Raw genomic sequence first — 9772 nt, 5'->3', positions numbered from 1 at the left:
GGCTTGCTCGCGAATGCGGTCTATCAGTGACATTTACAGTGACTGACACAGCGCATTCGCGAGCAAGCCCGCTCCCACAAGGAATCAGCGTCAGGGGTGCTTGAGACTGTTGAGGGTCATCGAGCCGATCAGCAGCTCAGGGCTTTCCAGCTCGGCCAACCCCGCCGTACCGACCTTCTCCGGCGGATATCCGGCGCCATGCTGCAGATAGCTCAGCAGATTGCCCACCAACGGGTTGTGACTGACCAGCAGCACATCGCTCACCGACACCAGTTGATCGGCTACCTTGTCCGGATCGCTCTCCGGCGTCAGCCAGCCGACCGTGCGGATCTCCGGCTCGAACCCCAGCGCCTCGCGGACAATCTGTGCGGTCTGTTGCGCACGCAGATAAGGGCTGGCGTAGATCGCCGTCAGTGGCTGGCCGATCAATTGCGCGGCGCTGCTCAACGCTTCTTTGCGACCGTGTTCGGTCAACGCCCGCTCGGAGTCAGGGCACGAGCCGTAAGGCACCGCCTCGCCGTGACGCAACACCCAGAGTTTCATAGCTTGGGTTCCTCATCGCGGGCCGGATGCGGCGCTGGCGGCACGGCGTGCGGTGCTTCGCCTTCCGGGGCACGCGGGGTTGGCCAGTCGGCAAACGGCCAGGGTTTCTGGTCGCTGTGAAAGCTGCCGAAGCGGCCGATCTGCGCGAGGAACTGGCTCAGGCTGTCGCCGAAATTCATCAGGCTGGCGCTCGGCGCGCCGTAAATCAAACGATAGATCAGTTGCACCAGCACCACGGCGCCGAGGATGAACTGCGCCACTTGCCAGACCAGCACGTAGACGATCATCCACAGCACCCGCAGGAGAATGGATTCGTACTTGGCTTCGGTTTTCGGATCGTTCATGGCTCGCTTCCTGTTGAATCAGTTGAAACCGCTGGTGGAAATAAAGTCGACGTCGGTTTTCGGTTCGGCACGCATCAGTAGACCGATCACCTGCTCCAGCGTGCGTCCTTCAAACAGAATCGCATGCAGCCCGGCGACCAGCGGCATGTAGACGCCCACCTCCTGGGATTTGGCCTTGAGCACCTTCAGGGTGTTCACGCCTTCGGCCACTTCGCCCAGGCGCGACACTGCTTCGTCAAGGCTCAAGCCCTGACCGAGGGCAAACCCGACCTGATAGTTGCGGCTCTTCGGCGACGAGCAGGTCACGATCAAATCCCCTACCCCGGCCAGACCGAGGAAGGTCATCGGGTTCGCGCCCTGATTCACCGCGAACCGGGTCATCTCGGCCAGTGCGCGGGTGATCAGCATGCTCTTGGTGTTCTCGCCCATCTCCAGCGCCACTGCCATGCCGGCGATGATCGCGTAAACGTTTTTCAACGCCCCACCCAGCTCGACACCGAAACGGTCAGCACTGGCGTAAACGCGGAAGGTGCGACCATGCAACGCAGCCTGTACCGCTTTGCAGAGTTCTTCGTCTTCGCTGGCGACCACGGTGGCGGTCAACGCGTGTTCAGCGATCTCCCGCGCCAGGTTCGGCCCGGACAGCACACCAATACGTGCCTGCGGGGCGATTTCTTCGAGGATCTGGCTCATCAGTTTGAAGGTGTGGGCTTCGATGCCCTTGGTCAGGCTGACCAGCATCTTGCCGCTCAGGCGCTCGGCGTGGGCGGCCAGCACCGTGCGCAATGCGCTCGAGGGCAGCGCGACGAAGCACAGCTCGCAGGCGTCGAGGGTGGCCTGCAGGTCAGTGACCGCAGTCACTCCCGGCAGAATCTTGATGCCTTTGAGGTAACGCGGATTCTCGCGGTTGACCCGGATGGCCTCGGCCTGCTCGGGGTCACGCATCCACTGCCGGACTTGATGGCCGTTCTCGGCCAATAGATTGGCCACGGCGGTACCAAAACTTCCGCCTCCCAGGACCGCAATCGGGCGCTGTTCAGTCATATGCAATCCGTTAATCCATACCAGTGGCGATGCCGGCATTATACGGGGCGACCGGAGCGCGGCCAGCCCCTGCGTCAATTACCGACACTTGTAGGAAGAAGACCAATAAAGCCGAGGAAAATGCCCGCATCGTGACTGGAAAAGTCACTGTCCTCGGTTAACATGCGCGCCAATTCTTTGCGATCAAGGCCGTGCCGTGTCTTTTGGCTCTCCCCCCTCGCGTTCGTCACTGCTGCTGGCGCTGCTGTTCAGCCCGGTGTTGCAGGCGGACGACCTGTTTGTCGACAGCGAAACGCTGCCGCAGGTGCTGACGGCCACGCGCCTGAAACAGACGCCGGCGGAAGTGCCGGGGAGCATGACCGTCATCGACAGTGAGCTGATCAGTGCCAGTGGCGCGCGGGACATCAGCGAGTTGCTGCGACTGGTGCCGGGGATGATGGTCGGCAACATCAGCGGCAATCAGGCGGCGGTCAACTATCACGGAACCAACGCCAGCGAAGCGCGGCGCATGCAGGTGCTGATCGATGGCCGCTCGGTGTACCGCGCAGGCCTGGCCACGGTGGACTGGAGTGACATTCCGGTGGCCATGGAAGACATCGAGCGCATCGAGGTTTTCCGTGGGCCGAACACCGTCAGCTACGGCGCCAACGCGCTGATGGCGGTGGTCAACATCATCACCCGCAACCCGGCGGACAGCCACGGCACGCGCCTGAAGGTCACCCGAGGCCAGCGCGGCATCAACGACTTCTATGCCAGCCAGGGCACGGGGTGGAATGGCGGCGACCTGCGTTTGTCGCTGTCCGGCCAGGAAGACGATGGCTTCGACAGCGACCGCACCGGCGCCGATTACCGTGACAGCCGCCGCTTGAACCGCTTCAGCCTCGCCGTCAGCCAGACCCTGAGCGACAACCAGAGCCTCGACTGGCAGATCAACGCGAAGGACGGCAGCAACCAGCGGCCCTATACCTACCACCCGGTGTTCTCGGGGATTACCGCTGCCGGGAACAATTCCGACGTGATCGCCAAGGATTACGCCGGCTCGGTGCGCTGGAATCTCGACATCAATCCCGAACACAGCCTTTATATACAGGGCTCGGCCCAACACTGGGATCGCCAGCAGGTGTGGCGCGCCTGTGATGCCGAAGTATCGTTCAGCCCGCAACTGACCCAACTGTGGCAGCTCAACCCGAATTACACCGAACGCCTGGCGCGCAACATCACCCGCTTCACCGGCCCCGGTCCGGAAGCCGGAACGCCGCAGGAAATGGCCCTCGCCAATCAGGTGCTGAATCAGTGGCGTAACGGTGCCAGCCAGACCTTGTGTGGCGACATCGATCAAAGCGCCCGCGAATCACGCTACGATCTGGAATTGCAGGACACCCTCAGCCTGTCCGACAACCTGCGGCTGGTCAGTGGCCTGAACTATCGTTACGACCGGGCCGACTCCGAGACCTACTTCAACGGCACGCTGGACGACACCACCTGGCGCGCGTTCGGCCAACTGGAGTGGCGCGCCAGTGAACACTGGCTGTTGCAGGGTGGCGCCATGTTCGAAAACACCCAATTGATCGGCAGTTCGCTGACGCCGCGATTCGCCGTCAACTACCTGATCAACCCGCGCCATGGCCTGCGCGCGGTGTACTCGGAAGCGATCCGCTCGCCGGACATGTTCGAGAACAACGTCAACTGGAGCTATCAGGTGAGCAACCTGCGCCCCTCCGCCTATGGCCAGTCTTCGGCGCGCTACTTCGTCAAGACCCGTGGCCCGGGCAATCTCGATCAGGAACACATGCGCTCGCGCGAACTGGGCTACAACGGCTATTTCGCCGAGCTAGGGCTGGCCGTGGACGTGAAGCTGTTCTACGACGAAATCACCGGGATGATCAGCGAGCCGCTGCGCAACAACCAGTACATCGCCAGCAACGCCAACAGCTCACGCTTTCGCGGCACCGAAACCCAGCTCGACTGGCGCCTGAGCATGATCGATCGCCTGCGCTTCACTTACGCTTTCGTCGACGCCGAAGCGAGCAATCCGCTGGATCAGCAATTCACCTCGCGCAACAGCGGTTCTGCCGGCTGGCTGCGTGATTGGGGCCACGGCTGGAACAGCGCGCTGTTCTATTACGGCGACAACGCGCTCAACGGCTACCGCTTCGAGCGCGTCGACACGCGCATCGCCAAACGCATCCCGCTGGGCAAGGCACAACTGCAACTGGCCGGCGTGCTGCAGCAGCGGCTCGACAATGAACCGACCACTTTCGTCGACAACAATTACGACGAACGCCGGGTGCTGTACTTCAGCGCCGAGCTGGAGTTCTAGGGTGCGCTACGCCACGGCAAACAAGACGCCAACCCTTGGCCACTGGCTGGCGGGTGTCTGTCTGTTTTTGACCGCGTGGCTGCACGGCGTGGCGGTGCAAGCCGCCGATATTCTGTTGACCGGCGCCGAAGAAAGCCCCGGGGTGCAAGCCTTCGTCCAGGCCCTGAGCGAGCTGCGTCCTACCGACAACGTGCGGTTCCAGCCGCTGGCCAGCCTGCCGGCGCCGGGCAAGTTGCCGAGCAATCTGCGGATGATTCTGCTCGACCTGCCCAGCCTCGACTGGCGCCTGCAGGAGCCCCAGGGCCCGGCGACGCTGGTGTTGCGCATCAGCCGATTGCAAGCGCGGCAACGCCTGGGTGGCGCACAACCGCCGCACTTGAGTCTGCTATGGAGCGATCCACCGCTGGGGCGGCAACTGCAACTGATTCGACGGATTCTGCCGCAGGTGCGCCGGGTCGGCGTGCTGTTCGACCAGCACAGCGAATTCCTGCTCAAGGAGCTGCACCAGGCAGCAGCGCCGCTGAATCTGCAAATCGTCAGCCAGCGTTGGGACAACACCCAGGACAGTCGCCCGTTGCAAATCGTGCTGAGAAACAGTGACGTGTTGCTGGGCCTCGACGATCCCGATCTGTACAACCCGAAAACCGCAAAAAACCTGCTGCTCAGCAGTTACTCCCGGCAAGTGGCGCTGGTCGGGCCGAACGCGGCGTTCGTGCGGGCCGGCAGCCTCGCCAGCACTTACAGCGATCAGCCCGACTGGCTGGCGATCCTTGACCGGTTACTTGATCGCCCGCCGGCGACGTGGCCGCGCACGCTCTACCCCGATCGCTTCAAGGTCTCAAGTAATGTGCAGGTCGCTCGTTCCCTGGGTATCGAGCCAATCGATGAAGCGTCTGTAGCCCGCCAGTTGGCTGAAGGAGAAAGCCACCCATGAATCTGCGTCGCCGCTGGGACATCAACACCCGTACGCAATTGATCAGCCTCGGCCCGGCCCTGCTGCTCACGCTGCTGCTGATCAGTTTCTTTACCTTCGTGCGGATTCAGGATTTACGGCAGGAGCTCAACCACACCGGGCAACTGATCGCCAACCAACTGGCGCCCGCCACCGAGTACGGGGTGATTTCCGGCAACAACGAAGTGCTGGAAAGCCTGCTCAAAGCGACCCTGGCCACACCGAACGTACGCTTTCTGGAAGTGCAGGACAGCGCCAACCGTATTCTGGCCTACGTTGAGCAAGCCGCCGACGCGCATAACCGACCGCATCAGGTCGAGGTGTTCCAGGCCCCGGTGCGCCTGCAACGAATCGCCCTCAACAGCGATTTTTTCCACGACGCCAAAGCCAGCAACAACGTGACCAGCGAGGATTACCTGGGCCGGGTAATCGTCGGTCTGTCCAACGATGCCTTCAGTCAGCGCCAACAGGAAATTCTGCTCAAGGCCGGGATTCTGGCGTTGTTCGCCCTGCTCTTCACCTTTGTTCTGGCACGGCGTCTGGCCGGCAGTCTGTCGGCGCCGATCCGCGATATCGGCAACGCGGTCAAGGCGATTCAGCAAGGCGATTACAAGACCCCACTGCCGATCGTCGATGACACCGAGTTGGGCGCCCTGTCGCAGCACATCAACAACCTCGCCCAGGCACTGGAGCAGGCCAGCCGCGAACAGCATCAGGCCATGGCGCAACTGATCCAGACCCGCGAGGAAGCGGAAAAGGCCAACAATGCCAAATCCGATTTCCTGGCGATGATGAGCCACGAACTGCGCACCCCCATGAACGGCGTGCTGGGCATGTTGCAGTTGCTGGAAACCACCGACATGACCGAGGAGCAGATCGAGTACGCGGCGCTGGCTTCCGAGTCCACCGAACACCTGCTGAAAGTCATCAATGACATCCTCGACTTCTCGCGGATCGAACGCTCGGAACTGGAGCTTGAGCACATTCCATTCAACCTCGCCGACCTGATCGGCGCTTGCGCCCAGTCGTTCCAGCACAGCGCGGTGCAGCGTGGCCTGGACCTGAACCTGCGGATCCCCGAGGACATGCGCGCCTTGCAGGTGCAGGGCGACCCGACGCGGATCCGGCAGATTCTGGTCAATCTGGTGGGCAACGCCTTGAAGTTCACCGAGCGTGGCCGGGTCAGCATCGAGGCGCAGTGGCAGTCGCTGGATCACGAGTTGCTGTGGTTCACCTGTTCGGTGCGCGACAGTGGCATCGGTATCTCCTCGGAAAGCCTGGAGTTGATGTTCAATGCGTTCCAGCAGGCCGACAGTTCGATTTCCCGGCGCTATGGCGGCACCGGCCTCGGCTTGCCGATCGCCCGCACCCTGGCCGAACGCATGGGCGGGACGTTGCGCGCGCAAAGCGAAGAAGGCCTGGGGTCGGTGTTCACTCTGGAAATCCCGCTGGCCTTATATAAGCAGACGTTGCCGACACTGGCGGCGCCGCGCGCGGCCAATGGTAACGGGCATGGCGAGGGGCGCAATGTGTTGCTGGTGGAGGACAATCCGGTCAACCAGACGGTCATCGAAGCGATGCTGCGCAGCCTCGGCTTTACTGTCAGCGTCGCCACCGATGGCGCGCAAGCGGTGCGCAGCGCCGAAGGCAATGATTTCGAAGTGATTCTGATGGACTGCCGCCTGCCGATCATCGACGGCTACGAGGCGACCCGGCAGATCCGCCAACTGCCCGGACGCCGCGAGGTGCCAATCATCGCGCTGACCGCCAACGCGTTGCAGGGCGACCGCGAAACTTGCCTTTCGGCGGGCATGAACGATTATCTGGCCAAGCCATTCAAACGCAATGACCTACAACAGATTCTGCAGCGCTGGGTGCAGTAGTGACGGTTTTTCGACCATCTGCGACTGGCGTGAAAAGCGAAAGTGCGGCAGTCTTAGGCACCCGAACGAGCCTCAAAAGAGGCTTGAATAAAAATTTCAGTGCACAAGTGTACATTCATGTCCTTGGTGCTGTGACTTTCACCACAACGCAATAGTCTATGAGTAGGCTGCCGGTACGAGGCATGAACGCGTCGATCGGCCGGGAAGATTTGCCCCACCTGCCGCATGGGATTATTGAGGAGCTCGCATGACCAAACAAAACGCCTTTACTCGGGAAGACCTGCTGCGCTGCAGTCGCGGTGAGCTGTTCGGCCCAGGTAACGCGCAACTGCCCGCCCCGAACATGCTGATGGTGGATCGCATCACCCTGATCAGCGAAGAAGGCGGCAAGTACGGCAAAGGTGAATTGGTCGCCGAGCTGGATATCAACCCTGACCTGTGGTTCTTCGCGTGCCACTTCGAGGGCGATCCGGTGATGCCGGGCTGCCTGGGTCTGGACGCCATGTGGCAACTGGTCGGCTTCTTCCTGGGCTGGCAAGGCCTGCCGGGCCGTGGCCGTGCGCTGGGTTCGGGCGAAGTGAAATTCTTCGGCCAGGTCCTGCCGACCGCCAAGAAAGTCACCTACAACATTCATATCAAACGCGTCCTCAAGGGCAAGCTGAACCTGGCCATCGCCGACGGTTCGGTGACTGTCGACGGTCGCGAAATCTACACCGCCGAAGGCCTTCGCGTCGGCGTGTTCACCTCCACTGACAACTTCTAAGGGTTATTCGCATGCGCCGCGTCGTTATCACTGGTCTGGGCATTGTTTCGTGCCTGGGCAATGACAAAGAGACCGTCTCCGCTAACCTGCGTGCAAGCCGCCCTGGCATCCGGTTCAACCCGGAATATGCTGAAATGGGTCTGCGTAGCCAGGTTTCCGGCTCCATCGACCTCAACCTTGAAGAACTGATCGATCGCAAGATCTATCGTTTCGTCGGCCACGCAGCGGCTTACGCCTACCTGGCCATGAAAGACGCGATCACTGACTCCGGCCTGACCGAAGAGCAAGTGTCCAACCCGCGTACCGGCCTGATCGCCGGCTCCGGCGGCGCGTCGACCCTGAACCAGATGGAAGCACTGGACATCCTGCGCGAGAAAGGCGTGAAACGCGTTGGCCCATACCGTGTAACGCGGACCATGAGCAGCACCGTTTCCGCGTGCCTGGCCACGCCGTTCAAGATCAAGGGCCTGAACTACTCCATCGCTTCTGCCTGCGCCACCAGTGCTCACTGCATCGGTACCGCCATGGAACAGATCCAGATGGGCAAGCAGGACATCGTCTTCGCCGGTGGCGGTGAAGAAGAGCACTGGAGCCAGTCGTTCCTGTTCGACGCGATGGGCGCCCTGTCCAGCAAGCGCAACGACACCCCGGAACAAGCCTCCCGCGCCTACGACGCCGACCGTGACGGTTTCGTCATCGCTGGCGGTGGCGGCATGGTCGTGGTTGAAGAGCTGGAACACGCTCTGGCCCGTGGCGCCAAGATCTACGCTGAAATCGTTGGCTACGGCGCAACGTCCGACGGCTACGACATGGTTGCCCCAAGTGGCGAAGGCGCGATCCGCTGCATGCAGATGGCAATGTCCACCGTCGACACCCCGATCGACTACCTGAACACCCACGGCACCTCGACTCCGGTCGGCGACGTCGCGGAAATGAAAGGTGTGCGTGAAGTGTTCGGCGACAAGGCTCCAGCGATCAGCTCGACCAAGAGCCTGTCCGGTCACTCCCTGGGCGCCGCCGGCGTTCACGAAGCGATCTACTGCATGCTGATGATGGAAGGCAACTTCATCGCCGGTTCCGCCAACATCGACGAACTGGACCCTGAAGTGGCCGATCTGCCGGTGCTGACCAAGACCCGCGAAAACGCCACCATCAACACCGTGATGAGCAACAGCTTCGGCTTCGGCGGCACCAACGCCACGCTGGTGCTGAAGCGCTGGGAAGGCAAGTAAGTCCCCGCTGCAGAGCCACACATGAAAACGCCCCGACTGGTTCGGGGCGTTTTTTTTCGTCTGCAGAAAGTCGCCAGGCACTCCGCTTTCCCTTGTGGGAGTGGGCTTGCTCGCGAAAGCGCTGGCTCAGGTATGAAGGTGGCGACTGACACTCCGCTTTCGCGAGCAAGCCTGCTCCCACAGGGGATATCAGTGCGCCTGAAAATGAAACTTCTGTCATGAAACCTTGCACCCTGCGACCGAATGTCGCGGATTACGCGGGCTGCAGCACTGTTGCAAAAACCGCAACAACACCTTGCGCAAATCAAACGTTTACTTAGCAAGCTAACAAATCATATAAAAGAGTCCTGCACACGCCTTGCTGCAGATAACTTGAGATTTGGAGCTAGCAGATGACTGTAAAAGTAACTGAACGCGACGATTCACACATGTCCCATGAAGGCGTAGCCGCCGGTGTACGGATCTGGGATGTGCATCAACAAGACTTGCTGGTCGGCATGTTCCACAACGAGATCGATGCCCACAACTACAAGGCCGAACTCGAACTTCAAGAACAGCAACGGGATCTGAAATCCGCTTAGGCGAATATTGAACCTGTGGCGAGGGAGCTTGCTCCCGCTGGGGCGCGAAGCGGCCCTGCTCTTCAACTCAAGAGCAGAGGCCTGCTACGCAGTCCAGCGGGAGCAAGCTC

9 protein-coding genes are annotated in these 9772 nt (G+C 61.3%); 6 read left to right on the top strand and 3 right to left on the bottom strand.

The window, feature by feature from the left end; all coding sequences use genetic code 11:
* Positions 1-90 precede the first annotated feature (90 nt).
* The 3 genes from sixA to QMX91_RS25370 are packed head-to-tail and all read right to left on the bottom strand — an operon-like array spanning position 91 to position 1931.
* Positions 91-543, bottom strand: coding sequence for a phosphohistidine phosphatase SixA (gene sixA / locus QMX91_RS25380; protein ID WP_134787095.1), 453 nt, complete (start codon positions 541-543; stop codon positions 91-93).
* The gene (locus QMX91_RS25375; RefSeq protein ID WP_007968953.1) at positions 540-887 is read right to left on the bottom strand and encodes a DUF4389 domain-containing protein; all 348 of its coding nucleotides are present in this window, start codon (positions 885-887) and stop codon (positions 540-542) included. Before QMX91_RS25375 ends, sixA begins: the two co-directional genes overlap by 4 nt.
* Positions 888-905: 18 nt before the next feature.
* A complete protein-coding gene (locus QMX91_RS25370) occupies positions 906-1931 on the bottom strand; it encodes an NAD(P)H-dependent glycerol-3-phosphate dehydrogenase (RefSeq protein WP_027612311.1) in 1026 nt (341 codons plus the stop codon).
* 196 nt (positions 1932-2127) lie between these two features.
* On the opposite strand from QMX91_RS25370, the gene QMX91_RS25365 reads away from it, so the two are divergent.
* From QMX91_RS25365 to QMX91_RS25340, 6 genes are all read left to right on the top strand, one after another.
* On the top strand, positions 2128-4251 hold the full coding sequence (locus QMX91_RS25365) for a TonB-dependent receptor (protein WP_282413550.1): 2124 nt from the start codon (positions 2128-2130) through the stop codon (positions 4249-4251).
* 1 nt (position 4252) lies between these two features.
* Positions 4253-5185 carry an ABC transporter substrate-binding protein gene (locus tag QMX91_RS25360; protein WP_282413549.1) on the top strand — a complete coding sequence of 311 codons (933 nt, stop codon included), beginning with the start codon at positions 4253-4255 and terminating at the stop codon, positions 5183-5185.
* Complete coding sequence (locus QMX91_RS25355) at positions 5182-7086, top strand: response regulator (RefSeq protein ID WP_282413548.1); 1905 nt, start codon at positions 5182-5184, stop codon at positions 7084-7086. The genes QMX91_RS25360 and QMX91_RS25355 overlap by 4 nt, the downstream gene beginning before the upstream one ends.
* Positions 7087-7333: 247 nt before the next feature.
* Complete coding sequence (fabA, locus tag QMX91_RS25350; RefSeq protein WP_003227150.1) at positions 7334-7849, top strand: 3-hydroxyacyl-[acyl-carrier-protein] dehydratase FabA; 516 nt, start codon at positions 7334-7336, stop codon at positions 7847-7849.
* Between the two features lie 11 nt (positions 7850-7860).
* Positions 7861-9081: a beta-ketoacyl-ACP synthase I gene (gene fabB / locus QMX91_RS25345; protein WP_007968959.1), complete on the top strand. Its 1221-nt coding sequence runs from the start codon at positions 7861-7863 to the stop codon at positions 9079-9081.
* Positions 9082-9473: 392 nt separating this feature from the next.
* Entirely contained in the window at positions 9474-9662 is a 189-nt protein-coding gene (locus QMX91_RS25340) for a hypothetical protein (RefSeq protein ID WP_003227153.1), read from the top strand.
* Positions 9663-9772: the final 110 nt, after the last annotated feature.

Origin of the sequence: Pseudomonas sp. PS01299 (assembly GCF_029960145.1) — a bacterium.
GTDB classification, from domain to species: Bacteria; Pseudomonadota; Gammaproteobacteria; order Pseudomonadales; family Pseudomonadaceae; genus Aquipseudomonas; species Aquipseudomonas putida_A.
Note: the sequence above shows the minus strand (reverse complement) of the source record. Positions and strands in the feature narration are given on the sequence as shown.

What these genes read in the sequence shown, in the direction of transcription:
- QMX91_RS25355 (WP_282413548.1), top strand. Translation starts at nt 5,182, where the DNA reads ATGAATCTGCGTCGCCGCTGGGACATCAACACCCGTACGCAATTGATC.
- fabA (WP_003227150.1), top strand. Translation starts at nt 7,334, where the DNA reads ATGACCAAACAAAACGCCTTTACTCGGGAAGACCTGCTGCGCTGCAGT.
- fabB (WP_007968959.1), top strand. Translation starts at nt 7,861, where the DNA reads ATGCGCCGCGTCGTTATCACTGGTCTGGGCATTGTTTCGTGCCTGGGC.
- QMX91_RS25375 (WP_007968953.1), bottom strand. Translation starts at nt 887, where the DNA reads ATGAACGATCCGAAAACCGAAGCCAAGTACGAATCCATTCTCCTGCGG.
- QMX91_RS25370 (WP_027612311.1), bottom strand. Translation starts at nt 1,931, where the DNA reads ATGACTGAACAGCGCCCGATTGCGGTCCTGGGAGGCGGAAGTTTTGGT.
- QMX91_RS25340 (WP_003227153.1), top strand. Translation starts at nt 9,474, where the DNA reads ATGACTGTAAAAGTAACTGAACGCGACGATTCACACATGTCCCATGAA.
- sixA (WP_134787095.1), bottom strand. Translation starts at nt 543, where the DNA reads ATGAAACTCTGGGTGTTGCGTCACGGCGAGGCGGTGCCTTACGGCTCG.